Source organism: Desulfoluna sp. CLI2B, assembly GCF_056847375.1.
Genome location: NZ_CP186557.1, coordinates 800,247 through 820,006, shown reverse-complemented (window position 1 = coordinate 820,006; position 19,760 = coordinate 800,247). Strand labels below are relative to the sequence as shown.

General features: G+C 57.5%; 17 protein-coding genes and 1 tRNA gene. 8 read left to right on the top strand and 10 right to left on the bottom strand.

Annotated elements, in window-relative coordinates; translation table 11 throughout:
- Nucleotides 1-483 precede the first annotated feature (483 nt).
- The gene (locus ACOYW2_RS04035) at nucleotides 484-1,518 is read left to right on the top strand and encodes a YeiH family protein (protein ID WP_482417346.1); all 1,035 of its coding nucleotides are present in this window, start codon (nucleotides 484-486) and stop codon (nucleotides 1,516-1,518) included.
- Between the two features lie 996 nt (nucleotides 1,519-2,514).
- Here the strand turns inward: ACOYW2_RS04035 and ACOYW2_RS04030 are convergent.
- The 6 genes from ACOYW2_RS04030 to ACOYW2_RS04005 form a co-directional block, all read right to left on the bottom strand.
- Nucleotides 2,515-3,291: a hypothetical protein gene (locus ACOYW2_RS04030; RefSeq protein ID WP_482769474.1), complete on the bottom strand. Its 777-nt coding sequence runs from the start codon at nucleotides 3,289-3,291 to the stop codon at nucleotides 2,515-2,517.
- 1 nt (nucleotide 3,292) lies between these two features.
- Entirely contained in the window at nucleotides 3,293-4,306 is a 1,014-nt protein-coding gene (locus ACOYW2_RS04025; protein ID WP_482769473.1) for a transketolase family protein, read from the bottom strand.
- A gap of 10 nt (nucleotides 4,307-4,316) precedes the next feature.
- Nucleotides 4,317-4,955: a transketolase gene (locus ACOYW2_RS04020; RefSeq protein ID WP_482421801.1), complete on the bottom strand. Its 639-nt coding sequence runs from the start codon at nucleotides 4,953-4,955 to the stop codon at nucleotides 4,317-4,319.
- A complete protein-coding gene (locus tag ACOYW2_RS04015) occupies nucleotides 4,952-5,158 on the bottom strand; it encodes a hypothetical protein (RefSeq protein ID WP_482421800.1) in 207 nt (68 codons plus the stop codon). Before ACOYW2_RS04015 ends, ACOYW2_RS04020 begins: the two co-directional genes overlap by 4 nt.
- A gap of 367 nt (nucleotides 5,159-5,525) precedes the next feature.
- On the bottom strand, nucleotides 5,526-6,785 hold the full coding sequence (locus ACOYW2_RS04010; RefSeq protein WP_482417350.1) for an aminotransferase class III-fold pyridoxal phosphate-dependent enzyme: 1,260 nt from the start codon (nucleotides 6,783-6,785) through the stop codon (nucleotides 5,526-5,528).
- 25 nt (nucleotides 6,786-6,810) lie between these two features.
- Entirely contained in the window at nucleotides 6,811-7,572 is a 762-nt protein-coding gene (locus tag ACOYW2_RS04005) for a hypothetical protein (RefSeq protein ID WP_482421798.1), read from the bottom strand.
- Between the two features lie 292 nt (nucleotides 7,573-7,864).
- On the opposite strand from ACOYW2_RS04005, the gene ACOYW2_RS04000 reads away from it, so the two are divergent.
- Both ACOYW2_RS04000 and ACOYW2_RS03995 read left to right on the top strand, forming a co-directional pair.
- The gene (locus ACOYW2_RS04000; protein WP_482769472.1) at nucleotides 7,865-8,563 is read left to right on the top strand and encodes a TetR/AcrR family transcriptional regulator; all 699 of its coding nucleotides are present in this window, start codon (nucleotides 7,865-7,867) and stop codon (nucleotides 8,561-8,563) included.
- Nucleotides 8,564-9,505 carry an AraC family transcriptional regulator gene (locus ACOYW2_RS03995; protein ID WP_482769471.1) on the top strand — a complete coding sequence of 314 codons (942 nt, stop codon included), beginning with the start codon at nucleotides 8,564-8,566 and terminating at the stop codon, nucleotides 9,503-9,505. It begins immediately after the preceding gene.
- A gap of 335 nt (nucleotides 9,506-9,840) precedes the next feature.
- Here the strand turns inward: ACOYW2_RS03995 and ACOYW2_RS03990 are convergent, their stop codons facing one another.
- From ACOYW2_RS03990 to purM, 3 genes are all read right to left on the bottom strand, one after another.
- Nucleotides 9,841-11,175 (bottom strand): sodium-dependent transporter, encoded by a 1,335-nt coding sequence (locus tag ACOYW2_RS03990; protein WP_482421795.1) that lies wholly within the window; start codon nucleotides 11,173-11,175, stop codon nucleotides 9,841-9,843.
- A gap of 403 nt (nucleotides 11,176-11,578) precedes the next feature.
- Nucleotides 11,579-12,598, bottom strand: coding sequence for a tRNA (adenosine(37)-N6)-threonylcarbamoyltransferase complex transferase subunit TsaD (gene tsaD, locus ACOYW2_RS03985; protein ID WP_482769470.1), 1,020 nt, complete (start codon nucleotides 12,596-12,598; stop codon nucleotides 11,579-11,581).
- A 139-nt stretch (nucleotides 12,599-12,737) separates the two neighbouring features.
- Nucleotides 12,738-13,781 (bottom strand): phosphoribosylformylglycinamidine cyclo-ligase, encoded by a 1,044-nt coding sequence (gene purM / locus ACOYW2_RS03980; protein ID WP_482417355.1) that lies wholly within the window; start codon nucleotides 13,779-13,781, stop codon nucleotides 12,738-12,740.
- A gap of 535 nt (nucleotides 13,782-14,316) precedes the next feature.
- Between purM and ACOYW2_RS03975 the strand changes: the two genes are divergently transcribed.
- The 5 genes from ACOYW2_RS03975 (at nucleotide 14,317) to recQ (ending at nucleotide 18,829) form a co-directional block, all read left to right on the top strand.
- Nucleotides 14,317-15,621: a homoserine dehydrogenase gene (locus tag ACOYW2_RS03975; RefSeq protein ID WP_180146100.1), complete on the top strand. Its 1,305-nt coding sequence runs from the start codon at nucleotides 14,317-14,319 to the stop codon at nucleotides 15,619-15,621.
- Nucleotides 15,622-15,719: 98 nt separating this feature from the next.
- On the top strand, nucleotides 15,720-16,340 hold the full coding sequence (gene thrH / locus ACOYW2_RS03970; protein ID WP_482769469.1) for a bifunctional phosphoserine phosphatase/homoserine phosphotransferase ThrH: 621 nt from the start codon (nucleotides 15,720-15,722) through the stop codon (nucleotides 16,338-16,340).
- Nucleotides 16,341-16,342: 2 nt separating this feature from the next.
- A complete protein-coding gene (locus ACOYW2_RS03965; protein ID WP_482421790.1) occupies nucleotides 16,343-16,657 on the top strand; it encodes a DUF167 domain-containing protein in 315 nt (104 codons plus the stop codon).
- A gap of 66 nt (nucleotides 16,658-16,723) precedes the next feature.
- Nucleotides 16,724-16,800: transfer RNA gene (locus ACOYW2_RS03960), tRNA-Met, on the top strand.
- 193 nt (nucleotides 16,801-16,993) lie between these two features.
- Complete coding sequence (gene recQ, locus ACOYW2_RS03955) at nucleotides 16,994-18,829, top strand: DNA helicase RecQ (RefSeq protein WP_482769468.1); 1,836 nt, start codon at nucleotides 16,994-16,996, stop codon at nucleotides 18,827-18,829.
- A 175-nt stretch (nucleotides 18,830-19,004) separates the two neighbouring features.
- Here recQ and ACOYW2_RS03950 read toward each other — a convergent pair whose 3' ends face one another.
- Complete coding sequence (locus ACOYW2_RS03950) at nucleotides 19,005-19,256, bottom strand: hypothetical protein (RefSeq protein WP_482421788.1); 252 nt, start codon at nucleotides 19,254-19,256, stop codon at nucleotides 19,005-19,007.
- Nucleotides 19,257-19,760 lie beyond the last annotated feature (504 nt).

Genomic DNA, 19,760 nt, shown 5'->3' with positions numbered 1-19,760 from the left:
CTTTTCCCCCGGCATTGAACGCTTTTCCGCGAAACAACACCTTGAATTTTAAACCAATCACCCACAAAAATCAAATATTTTTATGAGCTTTTTAAATACAATGAATTTGACTTATCACAGCCCTATTCATAAAACAAGCTCATCTCCTTCACGGAGTGGAGCAACAAAAAAAGCAGTCTGTATCTCCACGGCACCGGGCGGCGCGACACGTGCACGTCCTCACCGCCCGGTGCCCGATACATCCTGAAAAAAACTCCACCCCCCCGGGACAGAAACGCATGGCCGGATACGTTGGGTTAAAAGCCATGCAAAACACCCTGACTCACGTTCGTCTCCCACACGTTGAATAACGCCGGATCCTTGCCCATGCAAGGCACAGGAGAGGTGTTTCTTCACGCCACCGACGAACTGACACAACGTATCGCACACGATTTCGGCCCGTTAAACGGACCACTCAAAGCAGGACACAAGGAGCGGTAACCGATGTTTTTTCCAGCAGAAAGTCGTAAAGATGCCATGAACGGCCTCCTTTTCGTCACCCTTTTCGCCACAACAGCTATCTACTGTTCTGAATTTCCGCCCATCAAAAGAATGGGGGTCAGCCCCCTGATCATCGGGATCATGCTCGGCATGATTTACGGCAACACCCTGCGCATGGCACTGCCCGCCAGGTGGGTGCCCGGCATCGTGTTTGCCACCCGTACCCTGCTGAAGCTCGGTGTCATCCTCTACGGATTCCGTATCACCTTCCAGGATATCGCAGCCGTCGGAACCGCCGGGTTTGCCGTAAGCGTCACCATGGCCACATCGACCTTTCTTATGGGAAGCTTTCTCGGCATCAAGTTCTTCAAGCTGGATTATGAAACGGCCATGCTCACCTCCATCGGCAGCTCCATCTGCGGTGCGGCGGCCGTCCTTGCCACAGAGCCTGTGCTGAAGTCCGATGCCCATAAAAGCGCCATGGCCGTCTCAACGGTTGTCCTCTTCGGGACCCTGACCATGTTTCTCTACCCGGCCCTCTACAAAGCCGGCTTCTTCGACATCAGCGAAAAGCTCTTCGGGATCTATATTGGAGGCACCATCCATGAGGTAGCCCACGCCGTGGCCGCAGGAAACGCCATCTCCCCGGAGGCCGCATCCTCTGCCATCATCGTGAAAATGCTCCGTGTGATGCTCATCGCCCCCTTTCTCATCGGGATCAGCATCTGGCTGGGGCGCCGTAAAGGGGCCGAGGAAGGTAAGCGCGGCAAAATCACCATTCCCTGGTTTGCCGTCCTCTTCATTGTCGTGGCCGGTATCAACTCCATGAATGTGATCCCCACTCCCGTGGTGGCCTTCTGGAACAAACTGGACCTCTTCATCCTCACCATGGCCATGTGCGCCCTGGGTATCGAAACCAACTTCAGCCGCATCAGGGGCGTCGGCATGAAGCCTGTATGGCTGGCCCTGATCCTCTTCGGGTGGCTGACCATCGGGGGCTTCGGTGTCACCCGACTGATGTCCGCACTCTTTGCCTGATCAGCACCAGAAAATCATGCAACGGGCCGTCGTCCTTAATACAGGAAGGCGGCCCGTTGTGGTTTCGGCCCCTGCAACCGGAACGCCCGGGTGGACAAATCAATCATATTGATAAACTTCTTAAATACGTTGAATTTGACCTGATTTAAAATATCTTATACTTATGCATCAAGATGTTGTGCGGTTCCTGATGAAGTTGTTCGTCCCTTCTTCATCACTTCCAAAGCCGGACTCCATCTACGAAATACCTCGAGCCCCCATCCGCGTTGGGGGTTCGAAGGGGAACAAACAAAGGTTGATGGTCCCAAAAAGGCTATACCTCCCTGAAAATCATCAACCGGTTAAAAAAAGGCCCGGATCCAACTTCCCAAACTTCCCAACTTCCTCCTTACGGGCCTTTCCTCCCCCTCTTTTTTCAGGGTTATTTTCATCCACACAAGTCCCTTACTTTGTCCTTTTTAATCCCGACCAGCCGGAGCGGACTTCTCCCATGAAGACAGCCCTGGACGCTAAGGCTTAAAAAAACGTGTGGATGAAAATGCCCACCCTTTCAAAGGCATTACCCGTAAAGTAACTTCGAAGTGTAATACACCCGTTCTCCCGTTGTCAAATGTTCCCCGGCGAAAGCGCGTCGCCCCCGCCTCCCCTGCGACCACGCACCGAATTCATTCCAGACACCATGCAGGCATAAATCATCAGAAAAAGCCAACACCAGGTGCATCTCCTGAATTTTCCCGGCACAGCAAAGGGTGAAAGCTCCGATAATTGGCTGAATACCTTTCACACGTGTATTCCAAGAGCGGATAATCACCACCCGAATATGTCGGTATGCCACCTCTCCCTGCCTGTGACCTGATGAAGCGTTTTTTTGCCTGACCCTTTTTTAAACGTTAAACGTAATTTTGCCTGACCCATGTTTTTCTGCATCATAAAAAAAGAGCCGCACCAGCATAGATATGCGGCGCGGCTCTTCTCCCACGTTGTACCCATTGGAATTCAGACAATCAGGGCCTGGATCCTCTGCATGTAATCGTTCAGGTTGGCGGCGTACTCGGGAGAGCCTTCCACGGTGACGAGCTGTCGCCCCAGGGCTTCCACAAACTCCACATCCCCCATAAGCACCGGCAGGGCACCCTGGATCCCGTTAAAGCAGATATGGACAAAGGGGCGCCTGCGTGTGTAGAGCCCTCGACCGGCCTTGGTCTTGCCCGCCTTGACCCGGACATAGGCGGCAATCTCTTCGCCGTCCACGGACATCTGGTAAATGCGATCGGGCTGCTTTCCTGTCCACCGGCTCATCTCCGGGTCCCCGCCCTTGTTGTACTGGCTCAGGGCGGTGGTGATCATGTAGAGGATCATCTTCACCTTCAGCCGCTGCTTTGCCTCCTGCTTTGGCCGGGCATCGGGCATGAGGATCTTCATGGCCAGGAGCAGCGAGACCATTTTCCCAATGAGAATGGGATGCCGCCAGCCCCGGATTCCCGGAACCACTGGTTTTCCGGCCATGAAGGCGTTGAAGCTCTCCGGGCTCTTGAAGCGAAAGAAGACATCCGCATCCCCCTCCATGGCCCCGTCCACGGAAAGCGCCCCGTCCTCAAACACCACGTCGGTGCCCCAGGGCCCCCCGTCACCGGCCACGGAAAAACGCACCCGTGCCGATATGCCCTCAAAACGCCTGTTCATCTTCGGGTCATCGGCCACCACCACCTTCATCACGGGAAACAGGGCCTTCAGCAGAATACGCGTCGCAAGATGCGTTCGGTTTTCGGTCATGTCACACCTCATCTTCCCAGTCTTCGTCCTCTTCAAAATCCCGGCCCATGACCTCCCGCACCTTTTCGATGATGCCGTTGGTGTCGAGCTTGTAATGGGCGTAAAGATCTTCGGGATATCCCACCAGAGAAAAGGCGTCGGGCAGCCCCACCTTTTCAAAGGCGCACCCCTTGCCGCTTTCCGCGATCACATCGGCCACGGCGCTGCCCAGCCCTCCGTGGACCGTGTGCTCTTCAAAGGTGATGATGCGCCGGGTCTCCTGAACAGCCCGCAACACCGCCTCTTCGTCCAGGGGCTTGATGGTGTGAAGGTTCAGCACCCGAACGCTCAACCCGTCCTCCTCCTTCAGGGCTTTGGCCGCTTCCGCAGCCTGGAGCACCGTCACTCCGCAGCAGATAAGGGTGATGTCGGTCCCCTCGCTTACCGTAACAGCCCTGCCGATCTGAAACCCGTAATCTTCGCTGTGATACCAGGTGGGCTCAAAGCCCCTGCCAACACGGATATGCCCGTCGTAGCTCCAGACACAGGCACGAACCGCGTTGGCGGTTTCAATGCCGTCTGCCGGAATGATCACCGTCATGTTGGGAAAGGAGCGCATGATGGCCACATCCTCCTGGGCGTTGTGGGTGCTGCCCGCCGTTCCGAAGGAGATACCGCCGTGGGTGGCGATGATCTTGCAATTCAGGTTCTGGTAGCAGATATCGGTGCGCACCTGCTCGCAGGCCCGCATGGAGGCAAAGGCCGCCATGGTTGAGACAAAGGGCGTCAGGCCGGAAAGGGCCATACCCGCGGCCACGCCAAAGAGGTTCTGCTCGGCAATGCCCACGTTAAAAAAACGATCCGGGAATTTCTCTCCAAAGAGACCTATTTTCGTGGATTTGGCCAGGTCTGCAGTAAGACCCACCACATCATCCCGCTCCTCACCGATCTCACACAGCACATGGCCGTACACCTCCGCCTGGGTCATGGAGTTGGCGTCATAAACGGTCCAGGTGGTTCCGGTCACTTCACTCATGATCTCCTCCTTAAGCCTTGCCGTACAGACGGTCCACAGATGCCCGGGCCTTATCGGCCAGGGTGGAATCGATGCTGCCGTAGTGCCACTTGACGTTGCCCTCCATGTAATCGACCCCCCGCCCCTTTTTGGTATGGGCCATGATCACGCACGGCCCCTTGTCACCGGAAAGAGAGGTGTCGATGGCTCCCGCAAGATCCGCAAAATCATGCCCGTCAACCTCCAGCACATGGAACCCGAAGGCCCGCCACTTGTCGCTGAAGGGCTCAAGGGCCATCACCTCTTCGGTGGCCCCGTCGATCATGTACCCGTTGCGGTCCACGATGGTCACCAGGTTGGTCAGCCCGAAATGGGACGCGGACATGGCCGCCTCCCACACCGCCCCCTCGTTGCACTCCCCGTCCCCTAAAATGCAATACGTTTTCCACGCCTTGTTCTGGGCCCGCGCCCCCAGGGCCAACCCCACGGCCATGGAAAACCCGTGCCCCAACGAACCGGTGGAGGCATCCACACCGGTCACTTTGGAGGCGTCAAGGTGCATGCCAAAGGGCGACCCGAACTGATTGAAGGTCTTCAGCGCGTCAAAATCAAAATAACCGCGGCGCGCCAGCACCGGAGCAAAGCCCACCCCCCCATGCCCCTTGCTCACCACCACCCAATACCAATGCCATCTCTGCGGCTGCCGGACTGGAGATCTAGGTACTTGAAGTAAAGGAGCACCAGGATATCCAGCATGCTGAGCCCCCCGCCGATGTGGGCCCCACCCGCCCACACCGTCACGTTGATGATGTCGTGCCTGAGCTGCCAGGCCTGCTCTTCCAGCTCCCTGATCTCCGCATCGGTCAATGCCATGGTCCATCTCCTTTATTTTCAGAAAAAAAGTACACAACGAAGAGGCCTCCGGCGGCCCTGCCGGGGGCCAAACTTTTGAAAAGTTTGACAAACAGGTCTTGACGGCTTTGGCATGAATTTCAGTAATTTTGACTGTTCTAATCTTTCTGCACACTCTCTTCGTATTCTGCCCCCCAGGGGCAGAATACGAAGAGAGTGTGCAACCTGAACGTTTTTTGCGGAGCTTTTTTTTAAAAAAGCGACCCGCCGGAGGCAAGCTGAATGCTTACAAAAACTTTAACAAACAGGCTAATAAAACAAATTCGCGTCAATCAAGCTCAAGGGCGAATGTCATTTTTCCCGCACCCCTTCTGTAAATAGCCCGCCATCACGAGGCCAGCCGCCCTTTTTCCGCAGCATCTTTGATTACCTGAAAGGCTTCGTCGCAGATGGCAAGGGTCCGGGCCACCACTTCATCGTCGTGGGCCGTGGAGATAAACCAGTTGTGGTGGGAGGCAAAGAAAGCGCCCCGTTTTGTGCATTCCGCGCACCAGGCCTGGTGGAGCATCCCGCTGGGGTCATCGGTCAGGCGAACATTGGGCATGGAGGGCTCGCCGGTCACCTTGAGGTGAAAGCCGTAACGAGCGGCCATGGACTCCATCTTGCCGAAAAGATCAGCCCCTTGCCTGAGCATCCAGGCAGGGGCATCTAACCGCTTGAGCTCCTCCAGACAGGCCAGGGCCGCAGCCATGGGCACGGCCTGGTACCAGTAGCTGCCGGTGTAGAACACCTTGGCCGCTTCGTTCTTCATGGCTTCCGTGCCCATGAGGGCGGATATGGGGTACCCGTTGGCCAGGGCCTTGCAGTAGCAGACCAGGTCCGGGGTGAACCCGTAGTGCACGTGGGAGCCCTTCATGTTGAGGCGAAAGCCGTGGCGGATATCGTCCACGATCAGCACAATGCCCTCTTTTCGGCAGATGGCCTCAATCTTCTGCCAGTATCCGGGATCCGGGAGGACGTTGTCGTAAAAGGTGGGAACATGGTAGGGGGTGGCGATGAAACCCGCCACATTGCCGGGGTGTTCGGCGATCACCTTCTCAAAGGCCGCGGTATCGTTCCAGGGGATGCGCAGGGTGTGGGCGTGGTCCTCTTCGAGAATGCCGTGGTGCCCCAGGGCCTGCATCCAGGGGGCCACCCCGTGGTACCCGCCCTTGATGGCCACGATCTTTTTCCGACCCGTGGCGCTTCGGGCCACCATGGCGGCGTAGTTGGTGACGTCCCCGCCGTTTTTGGCAAAAAAGGCCCAGTCCATGGCATCCACCGTGTCCACAAGGGCTTCGGCCAGCTCCACCATCTTGGGAGATGCACACATGGTGAGATCCGCCTCGTCGGCCTGGCGTCGGGCTGCCCCGTCCACCACCGGATTTCGGTACCCCAGAATCATGGGGCCGTACCCGCACATGTAATCGATGAATTCATTGCCATCCACGTCCCAGAAGCAAGCACCTTCGGCCCTGGCCGCATAGATGGGATAGGCCGAGGGCGGGATGTTCACGGCAGGGCTCATGTGGCCGGGCACGCCGCAGGGAATGACGTTTACGGCCCGCTCAAAAAGGGCCTGGGACTGCTTGTAGCTGTAAGTATCCATGGCCTCCTCACACGTTTTGGTTGGGTTACCCAAGGTAATGGGGGATACGGTCCATCAGGAGGTTGGTCGCCTCGATCATGGGAATGCTGCCCTTCATGGAGACATCGCCCTTGGCCAAAGCGGCAAAAGCGTCGCATTTGCCGTTCATCAGGTCGCATGCAACGCCCATGTCCCGGAAACTCATGATGGCCATGGGGTTTTCCGGACGGGGGGCTCCCACGGCATAGCTGCCCTTCTCTTTTACGATGGAGACCGACGGGCCGTCGGGCAGCACGCGGATGGCCAGGGTTCCGTCGGGCATGGATGCGGCATTGAGGGACCCCATGGGATCCGAGGTGGCAAGCTCGCGCACGGCATAGGCGGCAACCCCCAAATTAAGGCGGGTGTTGACCTCTTGATAGGCGGCATCGGCAAGGAGGGTGTCGTCGGGTTTAAGGAAGTATTCGAGACGGTCGGTAAGCTGGGGAAACTCCTTGGTCAGAAACGAGAGATGGGTGAATCCCTTGAGTGGAATGGGCGAGCCTTTGCCGTCCATCATGCGGTTGAGGTGACCTGCCGAAAGAAAAAAAAGACGAACATCCGGCGATGGGTGCGCCCCTTCCCCTGCCCTGCATCTGCCGTTGTGAAACTCAAGGAAAAGGGTGGGCCCCCGGAACACCGAGAACTGAAGGGTAACCTCCCACCCCTTGATCAACTCGGCCGATGTGCCGTCGCACGCCACAAGGGTCTCCAGGTTGCGCAGGACCGCATAGAGATTAAGATTGGCTTTCACGCGCTGGTACTCCATGGACATCCCCTCCTTTCCGCTCTTTTTATGAAAGCGATTGAAAAAGGCTACGGGACCCGGGAACACGACCTCGCACTTCTCACCATGGTCTCGGCACGGCGGTTTTCATTGAGACGGCCGCCTTTACCTGGAAACCGGGCCATGCTATTGTAGGTTGAGTGAGTGATCACTCACTTATGGATCATTGAATAAATATCGTATGTTGTCAATACCCATTCACTAAAATTGAGACCTCACGAACCACAGGCCCCGGGGGCACACCGACCGCCCCAGGCGTCAGGAGCGCGCAACCATGACCCACGCCTTTCCGGCATCCGACATCATTGAACAGCTCAAGGCCACCCACGCCAAACCGGCCTTTGAAAAAATTCCCATTGAAAAGCGAGAACGCATCTTAAAGGCGGCCGCCAAAGAGTTCGCCGGGCAGGGGTTTGCCTCGGCTAACATCAACGTCATCGCAAAAAAAGCTGATATCAGCATCGGCTCCATGTACAACTACTTTGAGTCCAAAGAGGCCCTTTTTCTCACCATCAACGACCTGAGCTACCACCTCATCGATGCCATCCTGGCCGCAACAGACTTAGAGGAGGGAACGCTCTTCGACAAGTTCGAACGGCTGCTCCGGTCGGTGCAGGTGTATGCCCGCCTCTACCCGGAGTTCAATCAGATCTACCAGGAGCTCACCTCCGAAGGGCTCTCCCACCTCTCCCGCCAGCTCTCCGGCAAGCTGGAGACGGTGACGGCCCGGTATTACCGCGGGCTCCTGCGGGATGCCCGGGACAAGGGGGACATCGCCGCGGATATCGACGAGTTCACCGCGGCCTTCTGCATGGACAACCTCCTGGTGATGCTCCAGTACGCCTACTCGTCTAACTACCACTCCCAGCGCATGAAAATTTTTGCAGGCGAGGACGCCCTTGATAACGATGAAAAAATGATCCAAGGTATCATGACGTTTATCCGCAGAGCCCTGACCAACCCGGAGACATAGATGCACGCACCGAACACCGACCACACCCTCCGCCTCAACCGCGCCCTGGACCACATTGACGCCCACTTAAGCCAAAGCCTCACCCTGGACGATGTGGCAGCCGTTGCCTGCTACTCCCCCTACCACTTCCACCGCATCTTCAAGGCCACTGTGGGGGAGACCCTCAACAGGTACATCCAGCGCCTTCGGGTGGAGAAGGCAGCCGCCATGCTCCTCTTGTCGGCAGAGACAATCACCGAGATTGCCCTTGCATGCGGGTTCTCAAGCTCAGCCACCTTTGCAAGGACCTTCCGGGACTTTTACGGAATGAACGCCGGGGAGTGGAGAAAATCAGGGAATCTTCGAAACAGCAAGAAATGCAAAACAGACCACAAGATCAGGAAAGCCGCCGTTGTCAAAGCAGTTTATGATGCCTCAACCCTACACCAATGGAGGCTTTACATGGACGACACACTGAACACGACGATACGAATCGAACCGCTTGAAGAGATGGAGGTGGCCTACGTTCGGCACATCGGGCCTTACCAGGGCAACGGTGAGCTGTTCGACAGACTCTTCAACCGGCTCTTTACCTGGGCCGGCCCGAGGCAGCTCCTGAACTTTCCCGAGACCCTGACCTTGAGCGTCTACCACGACAACGAGCCCCTCACCGAAGACGACAAGCTCCGCTTAAGCGTCTGCATCACCGTCCCCGAAGGCACCCCTGCCGAAGGCGACATCGGTCGCATGACCCTGGCTGGCGGCACCTACGCCGTGGCCCGGTTCAACCTCTTCCCCTCGGAGTACGCCGCAGCCTGGGACGCGGTCATGGCCGACTGGCTCCCCCAGTCCGGATACCGCTCCGACGACCGCCCCTGCCTTGAGCTCTACCGAACCGCCCCGGGCGAACACCCCGACGGCCGCCACACCGTAGACATCTGCGTTCCGGTCAAGCCGGCATGAGACAATAATAGGTCAATAGGGGTCAGGCAAAAAACGAGACGATGGGAAAACCCACCGGCTCGTTTTTTTCATAGGGTATCAAGGGGCACTGCTGACCAGAGCCAGGCCCGAACTTTGGCCTGACCCTTTTCACTTTTCAGCCTTTAGCCTTTCAGCCCTTCGCCTTTCGCCTCTATTTAGGTAGAGGTCAGGCAAAAAAAGAGCCGGAGGGAAAACCCACCGGCTCGTTTTTATTCATATGGTATCAAGGGTCACTGCTCAGCCCCAGACCCGAACTTTGGCCTGACCCTTTTCACTTTTCAGCCTTTGGCCTTTTGGCCCTTCGCCTTTCTATTTTACCACTTAAGACCTGTGACGAAAATCCACCCGATGGCCGCAGGGGCCACCACGCAGCAGATCACGCGCCAGGCAGGATAGATGGCCAGAGGCTTTCCATCGGGACCGGAGAGTTCCTCTTTGGCCATGGCGTGGAGTCCCCATCCGGCGAGAAGGGCAAAGCCCATGCCGCCCAGGGGCATGATCATGTTGGAGGCCATGAAATCCATGGCGTCGAGAAAGGATTTTCCGGCGATATTGAGGCCGCCCCCCAGACTGATGGCCGAAGGGATCCCCAGACAGAACGTAAGACAGGTTACGGTGAGGGTCGCCTTGCTGCGGCTCCATTTGCGATCGTCCACAAAGTAAGCGCAGATCACTTCAAGCTGGCTCATGGACGACGTCAACGAGGCAATGACCAGGAGAAAAAAGAAGAGCACGGCAAAAAGGGCGCCTCCGGGCATCTTGCTGAACACCGCGGGCAGGGTCACAAAGGTGAGGCCGGGGCCGGAGCCGGGCTCAAGGCCGAAGGCAAAGACCGCCGGAAAAATCACGAGGCCGGCAATAAGCGCCACAAAGCTGTCCAGAAAGCAGATCTGAAACGCCGGACTGACGATGGGCTCGGATTTCTTCAGGTAGGACCCGTAGGTCAGCATCACCCCGATACCGATGGAAAGAGAGAAAAAGGCCTGGCCCAGGGCGGCGAGGATCATGGCCCCGTTCACCTTGGAAAAATCGGGCTTCAGGTAAAACGCCAGTCCTTCGGCAGCTCCGGGAAGGGTTACGGACCGCACGGCCAAAACGATGAGGAGCAGGAAAAGCACGGGCATAAAGACGGTGCAGAACTTTTCGATGCCGTTGCCGATGCCCCGCGCCACCACCCCGAAGGTTCCCAGCATAAAAAGGGCCTGATAGAAAATGACCATCTTCGGGTCTTTTACAAAGTTACCGAACACCGCCCCGGCCGACGGCACGTCCGTGCCCAGGGCCCCCATGAGGGCATCCACGGTGTATTTGATGGTCCACCCACCCACCACACCGTAAAAGCTCAGGATAACGATGGCGGCAAAGATCCCCATGCCGCCCAGGGGGGTGAAGAACTTTCCAGCCACCCGCCGAAGGGACCCCACCGGGTCGCCCTGGCCTCTCCGGCCCACGACAAATTCGGCGAGCATCACCGGCATGCCGATGCAAAACACCAGCAGCAGGTAGATGAGCACAAAGGCTGCGCCGCCGTTTTCACCGGCCACAAAGGGAAATCGCCAAATGTTGCCAAGCCCCACCGCCGATCCGGCAGATGCAAGGATAAAGCCGATACGGCTTCCGAACTGATCTCTGTTTTCTACCTCTGACACGAATGACTCCCGGCCTTATTCAACCGTGATTAAATAAGGACATGCTTGATCCTGGGCCCGCTGCGTAACGGGCTGTTTATGTTAAAGCCTTAAAGAAACCGAAACCCACTGCCTGCGCATGGTTCACCGCACGCACCATGTGCCTATGCGGTCTTCGGCCCTTGCAAGGCCCTTATTCGCTTGAGATGTGAATGCATGAACGACGTGATACAACTCTGAAGAGAAGAACAGCGCGAGAAAACACACAAAGGGGATGCATCGCAAAACGAACACACTCAACCAAACCCGTGACATCTCTACGTGAACGCAACCGGGTTGGTCAAGAATAAAATGGCGCACCGGGCGATCCGCTGATTTGTTAAAACAAAGCGCCCGGAGCTATGGATATATCAAGAACCACCCCTTATTTGTGCTTGGTATTGGACGGCAGGCGGGCCCGGGAATAGGCATCATCGTTCACCCCCAGGGTGCTCCCCTCCATAAACCGGTGGTAACCGATGGCACCGATCATGGCTGCATTGTCCCCGCAGTACTTAAGCTCCGGGGTATGAAACGAAAGGCCCCTGCGGGACGCCGCCTTTGCCACCATGGCCCGCACGCGGGAGTTGGCCGCCACCCCGCCCACCACGGCCACATGTCGGCATCCCTTGACCTTGGCGGCGTACATCAGCTTGTGACAGAGCACCTCGGCCACCGACTCCTGAAAACCGGCCGCAATGTTGCGGAGGCGCTCCTCGTCGGGCTCTGGGAACTCTTTGAGATGACGGCCCACGGCGCTCTTGAGGCCGCTGAAGCTGAAATCAAAGGCCTTCTTGTCCAGGTAGGGCCGGGGAAAGGAGATGGCTTTGGGGTCCCCTTTTCCTGCCAGGCCGTCGATGACCACCCCACCGGGGTAGCCGAGGCCCAGCATCTTGCTCACCTTGTCGTAGGCCTCGCCCACGGCGTCGTCCCGGGTCTGCCCCATGAGCTCGTACTCGGTGGGCCCGGTGACGTAGTAAAGGCTCGTATGCCCGCCGGACACCAGCAGGGCCACATAGGGAAAGGAAGGCGGGTTGTCCCCCAGGAAAATTGAGGACATGTGCCCCTCCAGGTGATTCACCCCCACACACGGGATTCCCAGGCCCCAGGCAAAGGCCTTGGCATAGGAAAATCCCACCAGGAGCGCTCCCACCAGGCCGGGCCCCTGGGTTACGGCCACCGCATCCAGCTCGGAACGGTCTATTCCTGCCGTCTCAATGGCCTCCCGCACCACGGGCACAATGGCCTCCACATGCTTTCGTGAAGCCAGCTCCGGCACCACGCCTCCGTAGACATGGTGCACAGCCACCTGGGAAGCCACCACAGATGAAAGGACGCGGGTCCCGTCTTCCACCACGGCAGCGGCGGTTTCATCACAGGACGACTCGATGGCAAGTATCTTCATGGGTCACTACACTCCTCATTTCCAAAAACAAAAGGCCATTTTCATGGGTCAAACCCGGTGAAAATGGCCGCATCATCATGTTGTATTCACACACTCCGGAAGCTCGCTGCGCGGCTTATCACAGAGTTGGACGTCGGGCCTACACCCACTCCACCCGGGGGGCACCCTCTTCACGCGTGTCGATCTCACCGATGATCCAGGCTCTCTCTTCCATGGCCTCCAGCATATCCAGCAGCGCCTGAGCATACTCTTCGGGAACCACAACGGCAAGTCCGATGCCGTTGTTAAAGGTTCGCATCATCTCGCCATCGGCCACGTTACCCGCCTCCTTGAGCCAGGTAAAGACCGGCGGCACCTCCCAGCTGTTGCGCTTCAGCACGGCCTTGCACGCATGGGGAATGACGCGGATGATATTTTCGTCCAGCCCGCCGCCGGTGATGTGGGCAAACCCGTCCACCTTGATGCTCTTAAGCATCCCCTGCATGAGATCGGAGTAAATCCGTGTGGGGGTGAGCAGCTCTTCGCCCAGGGTCTTGCCGAATTCGGGCACGTGACTCTCAACGGTGAGCTTCATCTTCTCGAAGCAGATCTTGCGCACAAGGGAAAACCCGTTGCTGTGCAGGCCCGTGGAGGCGATACCGATGATCTTGTGCCCCACATGGATTTCGGAGCCGTCCACAATCTTGTGGTCGTCCACGGCCCCCACGGCAAAACCGGCAAGGTCGTATTCCCCGACGCCATACATGCCGGGCATCTCTGCGGTCTCACCGCCGATGAGGGCGCAGCGCGCCTGGCGACAGCCCTCGGCAACCCCTTCGATGATTGCCTTGGCAATGTCCGTATCCAGGTTTCCCATGGAGATATAATCCAGGAAAAACAAGGGCTCAGCCCCTTGCACCGCGATATCGTTGACGCACATGCCCACCAGGTCGATCCCCACCGTGTCGTGCTTGCCCATCTGAAACGCAATGTTAAGCTTTGTCCCGACGCCGTCGGTGGAGCTCACCAGCACGGGCTTTTCCATGCTGGACAAATTGGGCGAAAAAAGCCCGCCGAACCCGCCGATGCTACCCATCACACCGGGCCGGTTGGTCTGTTTGGCGATCTTCTTGATGGAGTCCACAAGGGCATTGGCCTTTTGGACATCAACCCCCGCATCTGCATATGTTAACGACTCACTCATGGTATGAGGACACCTCCGGAAAATTGATCACCCGCGAACCGCTGATTTAAGACGGCCGGATCAAGGCCCAAACCATCGTGTTCCCCGCGCCCCCCGCGCATCACGATCCCTTGTAAAATCCGTACTCGCGGCTGTCATTGTAAAATCACATACCTAAACAGATTCCTTCAAAAAGTCAAACCAAAAGGGTGCCCGCAGCGCCGGTTTTCCCGGCCGGAACGTTTCGTGGAACGCCTGATTTTTCAACACAGCCTCAAAGGACACGACCATACAACATCCTGTGGTTCCACCCGATTTATCCATAATATATTGTTAACCCCTTGGCGTTCACCCCCTTGTCATTGGGCCAGTCGCACCGCCCCCAGATTTTTTTTTGACATCAAGGGCCGTTGTATTGTACGTTTGCCTGTTAGTGACTGCCATCGAACGCGCCAAGAGAAAAGAGCGTTGTAATATCAAAATGTTACAGCACACTTCCCTGGGCCTGTATCTCAGACTATCACGTTTTGCCGCTGCCTCAAAGGAGCTCCCGCTTATGAAAACGATCAAAATCGGTATCCTTGGACTTGGAACCGTGGGAACGGGTGTGGCCCGCATGCTTGAAAAGGAGAAAGATCTCATCTCCTCCAAGCTGGACGCCGAACTCGTCATTGCCAGAATTGCCGACCTCGACATCGACACCGATCGAGGCCTTACCATATCCCGCGACCGCCTCACCACCGATGCCTTTGCCGTTATCGATGATCCCGAGATCGACATCATCGTGGAACTCATCGGCGGAGAGACCTTTGCCAAGGAGTGCTTCGAACGGGCCATCGCCAAAGGTAAACACATCGTCACCGCCAACAAGGCCCTCATCGCCGCCCACGGAAACGACCTCTTCCGCCGGGCCGCGGAGCAGGGCGTGGACATCGCCTTCGAAGCGAGCGTGGCAGGCTGCATCCCCATCATTAAAACCATGCGGGAAACCCTGGCCGGCAACACCATTCACAGCCTGGCCGGCATCATGAACGGCACCTGCAACTACATCCTGACCAAGATCACCTGCGAGGGAAGCAGCTTTGAAGATGCCCTGGCCCAGGCCCAGGAGAGCGGCTTTGCAGAGGCCGACCCCACCCTGGACATCGAAGGGTACGACACAGCCCACAAGCTGGCCATCCTGAACTCCCTGGCCTACGGCATGAAGGTTAACTTAGACGACATCTATGTGGAGGGCATCACCCGGGTCACCCCGGAAGACATCCGGTTCGCCGATGAGTTCGGCTACCGCATCAAGCTGCTGGCCATCGGCAAACGCACCAACGGTGCCGTGGAAGCCCGTGTCCACCCCACCATGATCCCCAAGGACAACCTCTTTTCCAGTGTCAACCACGCTGTCAACGCCGTCAATGTCTGCGGGAGCGCCACCGGGGACATGTTCCTCGTGGGCCAGGGCGCGGGCATGCTGCCCACGGCCAGCGCCGTGGTAAGCGACCTGGTGGACATCGCCCGAAACCTCATCACCGGGGCCGGCCAGCGGGTTCCCTACCTGGCTTTTACCAGCGAGCGCATGAACGACCTGCCCATCCTCCCCATGGATGAGGTAACCTGCCGTTACTACGTCCGGTTCAAGGCCATGGACAAGCCCGGGGTCCTATCCCGCATCTCCGGTATCCTGGGGGAATACAACATCAGCATCCGCTCCGTGCACCAGAAAGAAGGTGGCCAGGGCGACGGCTCCGTCCCCCTGGTCATGCTCACCAGCGTGGCACGGGAAAAAGACATGAGGCAGGCCCTGGCCGACATCGAGTCCCTGGACATCATCCAGGGCAAGGCCGCCCTGATCCGCATCGAAGAGTAAGGTATCCGGGCCCGTCCGTAAAAGATATGGGCGGGCCCGTCCCTTTATCATAACCCCGCCTCATGGGCGTACCCACAAATAAACGGAAACCGCACACCATGATGAACATCATCTGCTCCGACCTGGAAGGGGTCTTCATCCCTGAAATCTGGATCAACGTGGCTGAAAAAACCGGCATCGAAGAGTTGAAACTCACCACCCGGGACATCCCCGACTACAACGTGCTGATGAAAAAACGCCTGGGGATTCTGGACGCCCACGGTTTGAAGCTTGCCGACATCACCGAGGTCATCGACACCATGGACCCCATGGAAGGCGCCGCCGACTTCGTGGCCTGGATGCGTGAAAATGCCCAGCTCATTATCCTCTCCGACACCTTCGAGCAGTTTGCAGGCCCCTTCATGCGCAAGCTGGGCATGCCCACCCTCTTCTGCCACCAGCTGAAAATCGATACGGACGGGCGGGTCACGGACTACTGCCTTCGTCAGCAGGATCAGAAGAAAAAGGCGGTCATGGCCCTTAAAGGGCTCAACTACCATGTCACGGCCTTCGGGGACTCCTACAACGACGTCTCCATGCTCAAGGAAGCCGACCAGGGTTTTCTCTTCAGGCCGCCTGCCAACGTCATCGAAGAGTTCCCCCAGTTCCCGGTGACCACCAGCTACGACGAACTCAAGCCCCTGGTGGCCGCCTCCCTTGAAACAGGGGCCGCACGCTGATCATGTTTGCCGTCGAAGAAAAAAAGGGGGATCTCTTCTTCCGCATCTTCGTGCAGCCGAAGTCCTCGAAAAACATGATCTCCGGCATCCACGGAGACGCCTTGAAGGTGAAGATCACGGCTCCTCCCGTGGACGGTGCGGCCAACGCCATGTGCATCAAGTACTTCGCCAAATTCCTAGGGGTCTCCAAATCATCCCTGGAAATCGTCTCCGGACAGACAGGACGGAACAAACGGGTCCGCGTGGAGCTTGGGGCGTCCCCCGGCGATGAAGAAAAGCGGCGGAATATCGTGAAATTACTCACATCGTATGCTTAACGGCGATTTTTTTACGATCCCTTCCTTGACAAGGATCCAAGGCCCATGTATATTCCCTCACATTGTTGCGGGGTGGAGCAGTCTGGTAGCTCGTCGGGCTCATAACCCGAAGGTCAGTGGTTCAAATCCGCTCCCCGCTACCACCGCTTTCAAAAAGCCTTGAAGGATATTCCTTCAAGGCTTTTTTTGTTTGGTCCGCATTTTCCTTCGACGCCTCCTTCTCTCCTATCCAGGAGGACAAAGGGGATGCCATCCCACCCTGTTTCTGATATGAACCACACAGACATGCATAACGCTGTCCCATGACGCCAAGAAACAGGAGCCGTTGTACCGCCCATGCACCACCAGCCCCCGGAAACCATTCTAAAAAACGTCTTTGGTTATGAAGCCTTCAGGGGCAACCAGAAAGCGATCATCGATAACCTCCTTTCCGGCGGCGACGCCCTGGTGCTCATGCCCACGGGCGGGGGAAAGTCCCTCTGCTATCAGATCCCGGGCATCCTGCGGCCCGGCACCGCTGTGGTGGTCTCCCCTCTTATCGCCCTCATGCAGGACCAGGTGGAGGCCCTGCGCCAGAACGGGGTCAGGGCGGGCTACCTCAACTCCTCCCTGTCCCAGGCCGAGGCCCTGCAGGTGGAACGGGCCATGGCCCAAGGGGAGATGGACCTGGTCTATGTGGCGCCGGAGCGGCTCATGACGCCCCGGTTCCAGGAGCTCCTCACCCGGACGCCCCTGGCCCTCTTTGCCATCGACGAAGCCCACTGCGTCTCCCAATGGGGGCACGACTTCCGCCCCGAGTACATGCAGCTCGCCATCCTTGCAGAACGATTTCCCCAGGTCCCCCGCATTGCCCTCACCGCCACGGCCGACCCCATCGTGCGGGAGGAGATGGCCGAACGCCTCCACCTCACACAGGCCGAACGCTTTGTCTCCAGCTTTGACCGCCCCAACATCCGCTACCGCATCGTGGTGAAGAACACCCCCAAAAAGCAGCTCCTGGACTTCCTGGAGCAGGAACACAACGAAGACTCGGGCATCGTCTACTGCCTGAGCCGTAAAAAGGTGGAGTCCACCGCAGCCTGGCTCTCGGACAAAGGATTCACCGCCCTGCCCTACCACGCCGGACTCCCCCAGCAGACCCGGGCCGAGAACCAGCGACGGTTCATCACCGAGGAACAGGTGATCATCGTGGCCACCATCGCCTTTGGCATGGGCATCGACAAGCCGGACGTCCGCTTTGTGGCCCATCTGGATCTCCCCAAAAACCTGGAGAGCTACTATCAGGAGACCGGCCGGGCCGGACGCGACGGCCTGCCCGCCGACGCCTGGATGGCCTACAGCCTGGGGGACGCCGTCTTCCTGCGCCAGATGCTGGATTCATCCGAAGGAAACGAGCAGTTCAAGCGGATCCAGCACCAGAAACTCAACGCCATGCTGGGATTCTGCGAGATCACCGGGTGCAGGCGCCAGGCCCTCCTCGCCTACTTCGGCGAAACCCTGGAGAGCCCCTGCGGCAATTGCGACACCTGTCTCTCACCGGTGGACACCTGGGAAGGCACCACCGAAGCCCAGAAAGCCCTCTCCTGCATCTATCGCACCGGACAGCGCTACGGCGCCGGGCACCTCATCGACGTGCTCCTGGGCAAAGGCACCGACAAGGTAGAACTCTGCGGCCACGACTGCGTCTCCACCTTCGGCATCGGCAAAGAGCTCTCCGACGCGGAGTGGCGCTCCGTCTACCGGCAACTGGTGGCCGGGGGCCTCATCAGCGTCAACGCCCAGACCGGAGGGTTCCGGCTCAACGAAAAGTCCATGCCTGTTTTAAAAGGCCAGCAACAGGTGAGCTTCAGAAAAGATCCCACCCCCACGCGCAGGGGCAAACAGGCCGGACGACGCTCCAACGCCTCCCGCCTCATGGAAGAGGTCTGCGTGGCCCTCGGCGCCCGGGCCCTCTGGGACAAACTCAAAGCCTACCGCAAAGAGACCGCCGCCGAAGCCGAGATCCCTCCCTACCTCGTCTTCAACGACGCCACCCTGGCCGACCTCATCGACAAAATGCCCACCGACGACCTGGAACTTCTTGCCGTTTCCGGCATCGGCCAGCAAAAACTCTCCTCCTACGGCGACGAGATCCTGGCGATTATCGACGAGCACCTCAAAGATTTCATTTAGATAAGAACACATAGAGAAGCACAAAAAAGCATACCGATACAGGAAAATTCGGCAGGTGGAATCACCCGCTAAGACGCCAGCACTTAGGTCGTTATGCACAAAAAAAGCCGCACAGCAGTGCGGCGCTCCAGGCTTCCGATTCCCCTTTGTGGGTAGCCTCCTTTAAGGACTCTTCTCAATGGGGAATGTTACCGGGTGGCATGGCATCCGTCAGACTGAAGTAGACCAATTGCCACTGGCCTGAGGCAACGTCATGACGAATGAGATACACGCCCCCGTCGTCACCCCGGCATTTGAAATAACGATGGTCCGGGGCCAGCCATTGGTCCAGAACCTCCTCCACGCGGATGAGGTTCTCGCCGATGGAGATCGCCCGGGGCGTCTCCTCTCCCCGGTACCCCGCATAACAGCTGACATGGATTTTCATGGGGCTCTCCGCTATGTTGATACTGAATCAACGCTACCGAACGTTTGCGAAATTTCATGGGCTTGTTTTGATAACCGGTTTGTAACTATACAGCTTATGTAGGTATGACGCATTGCCAACGGTGTAGTGGATGTGAGGTAGGGTGCGCTTGCGCACCGCCGAAGATTCGTGACGGTCATAAAAAACCATATACGGGTAATCTTCAGGTATTATAAACATGCCAAAAAATGTTGGTTTCTATACCAAATGGTGCGCAAGCACACCCTACAGGGTGTCGCATAACCAACGATTCAACCCATTCCGGCAGTCCGAGACAGATTGATATGAATAACCTGTGGCAACACCATCTTACTGACTTAATCCCATCGTTTTCTCATGAACATGCTCCCGCCGGGCCATCCAATTTAAGAAGTCGATAAAAAAGGGATCATCATTCAGATGTAACATCTTAAACTTAAGGTCTAATTACCGCCAGAACGTCTGCCTGTACAGAAAAATTTACTG

Bases quoted from the DNA above. Each gene is read 5' to 3' on its own strand.
- ACOYW2_RS04035 (WP_482417346.1), top strand. From the start codon at position 484: ATGTTTTTTCCAGCAGAAAGTCGTAAAGATGCCATGAACGGCCTCCTT.
- ACOYW2_RS04030 (WP_482769474.1), bottom strand. From the start codon at position 3,291: ATGACCGAAAACCGAACGCATCTTGCGACGCGTATTCTGCTGAAGGCC.
- ACOYW2_RS04025 (WP_482769473.1), bottom strand. From the start codon at position 4,306: ATGAGTGAAGTGACCGGAACCACCTGGACCGTTTATGACGCCAACTCC.
- ACOYW2_RS04015 (WP_482421800.1), bottom strand. From the start codon at position 5,158: ATGGCATTGACCGATGCGGAGATCAGGGAGCTGGAAGAGCAGGCCTGG.
- ACOYW2_RS04010 (WP_482417350.1), bottom strand. From the start codon at position 6,785: ATGGATACTTACAGCTACAAGCAGTCCCAGGCCCTTTTTGAGCGGGCC.
- ACOYW2_RS04005 (WP_482421798.1), bottom strand. From the start codon at position 7,572: ATGGAGTACCAGCGCGTGAAAGCCAATCTTAATCTCTATGCGGTCCTG.
- ACOYW2_RS04000 (WP_482769472.1), top strand. From the start codon at position 7,865: ATGACCCACGCCTTTCCGGCATCCGACATCATTGAACAGCTCAAGGCC.
- ACOYW2_RS03995 (WP_482769471.1), top strand. From the start codon at position 8,564: ATGCACGCACCGAACACCGACCACACCCTCCGCCTCAACCGCGCCCTG.
- tsaD (WP_482769470.1), bottom strand. From the start codon at position 12,598: ATGAAGATACTTGCCATCGAGTCGTCCTGTGATGAAACCGCCGCTGCC.
- purM (WP_482417355.1), bottom strand. From the start codon at position 13,781: ATGAGTGAGTCGTTAACATATGCAGATGCGGGGGTTGATGTCCAAAAG.
- ACOYW2_RS03975 (WP_180146100.1), top strand. From the start codon at position 14,317: ATGAAAACGATCAAAATCGGTATCCTTGGACTTGGAACCGTGGGAACG.
- thrH (WP_482769469.1), top strand. From the start codon at position 15,720: ATGATGAACATCATCTGCTCCGACCTGGAAGGGGTCTTCATCCCTGAA.
- ACOYW2_RS03965 (WP_482421790.1), top strand. From the start codon at position 16,343: ATGTTTGCCGTCGAAGAAAAAAAGGGGGATCTCTTCTTCCGCATCTTC.
- recQ (WP_482769468.1), top strand. From the start codon at position 16,994: ATGCACCACCAGCCCCCGGAAACCATTCTAAAAAACGTCTTTGGTTAT.
- ACOYW2_RS03950 (WP_482421788.1), bottom strand. From the start codon at position 19,256: ATGAAAATCCATGTCAGCTGTTATGCGGGGTACCGGGGAGAGGAGACG.